Source organism: Aeromonas lacus (genome assembly GCF_000764665.1).
In the GTDB taxonomy this organism is placed as follows: domain Bacteria; phylum Pseudomonadota; class Gammaproteobacteria; order Enterobacterales; family Aeromonadaceae; genus Aeromonas; species Aeromonas lacus.
Genome location: NZ_JRGM01000086.1, coordinates 1 through 1,172 on the forward strand (window position 1 = coordinate 1; position 1,172 = coordinate 1,172).

Annotated in this window: 2 protein-coding genes; both read left to right on the plus strand. The window is 42.2% G+C overall.

All coding sequences use genetic code 11. The features are described 5' to 3' along the window. Positions 1–603: hypothetical protein (locus LG31_RS21200; protein ID WP_161785975.1), on the plus strand; the 603-nt coding region annotated here is incomplete at its 5' end. A gap of 124 nt (positions 604–727) precedes the next feature. Next, positions 728–1,172 (plus strand): hypothetical protein (locus LG31_RS20890; RefSeq protein ID WP_152598345.1); only part of this gene is annotated, 445 nt, incomplete at its 3' end.

Below are 1,172 nucleotides of genomic sequence, written 5' to 3' on the forward strand. Positions count from 1 at the left end.
GTGTTAAACCATGATATTGCCCAGACAGTGGTGTTCTCAGTTACTTCCACCAGCCCTACAACTCAATCGGGTGAGTTTGGAGCGTCTAGTCAGGATGTTGTGTTTGATTATAAGCTCAAAGTCGACTATGACCACATGATGCCACCATCGGTATATTCTCTCATGCAGGTAACCTCAGAACGACGTAAGGCCTATCTGGTCAGTCGTGCAACCGATGCGTTGTCAGTGCAGGTCAAGGTGAGTGGTAACTCTCAGGCAAAACCTAAGAGGCAGCCAGTGTGTGCTTTCTCTCTCTCTGATAATGATGAGCATATTCCAGTTCCTTCTTGGTTGGAATATGAGCAAGGGGGCGCAGGTAAATGGGCTAAGCGCAACAATGATTGTAGCGGATCACCCCTACGTATCGATGATGGGTATTGGCAACAAACAGCATTTGATCCTGCTCAAGGCTCAAAGAGTATGGAGCTTAATAGCCGATTGCGCTTCGTTATGAACGATGGTTCTTCTGGTTTCACTCTTGAGAGAAATCGGTTTTGGGCTGGAAATGCAACTGGCAAAGGTACTATTTCCTTTGAATTGCTTTTTCAAAACAAAGCAGCCTGAATTAGCGTTTCAATTTTTCATAGTTTAGTTTATGGGGCAGATAAATCTGCCCCATTCAACCAATTAAAAATTTGGAATAATGAATGTTATGTATAGATATTTTGGGGTTGTAGGATTGTGGTTCTTGACTCAAAGTGCAATGGCGATGCAGCTACCACCACTTATAGAGATGAATAATTTTGAATCTGAAGTGACTCTACCGGTTAAAAATACAAGTAAAGTTGATATGTCGTTTCGCTTAACTGCACAAGAGACAACGTTTCCCATGCAAGGTTACCGAGTGCTAGATAGTGAGGCGTCTGATCTGAACATATCCCCAGGCTCAGTAACATTAAAACCAGGGCAAGAAGTTTTTTTTCATATCGTAGTCAAGGATAAAGTAAAATATGAACGATATTTCCACTTGAGGATATCAGGAAAACAAGAGGTCATAGAAAGTACCCCTATGAATGCGCGAGCAAATGGAAGTATTAATTTCCCATTGCAAGTAGATAGTAATCTGATCGTGAGGGCTATTCGTCCAGAGATCCGTTATGAAATAAAAGCGCGCCGCTTCCATAATCTTAGTG